The following is a 243-nucleotide window of genomic DNA, read 5'->3' on the forward strand; positions in this document are numbered from 1 at the left end:
AACTGCTGTAAAAGCTTATCTTTCTGGCAAGTATACTAATCAAGCAATTCTCCAGCAGTATCAAATTAGAAATATTTCTCAACTACATCAATGGGTTATCAGTTACAATAATGACAAACTCCGAGTTAATCAGACAACGAGAAAGCGAGTCAGAAAAATGGGACGAAAAGTAACCTTTGATGAAAAGAGGCAGATTGTCCGATGGACAATTGAACATAACAATAACTATAAAGCGGCTGCAGA

General features: G+C 36.2%; 1 pseudogene. It reads left to right on the forward strand.

Features of this window, described 5'->3' with window-relative positions:
• Nucleotides 1–243 (forward strand): annotated as a pseudogene (locus HUK49_RS10980) (helix-turn-helix domain-containing protein); the annotation flags it as partial.

Source organism: Limosilactobacillus portuensis (assembly GCF_014838735.1).
GTDB lineage: Bacteria > Bacillota > Bacilli > Lactobacillales > Lactobacillaceae > Limosilactobacillus > Limosilactobacillus portuensis.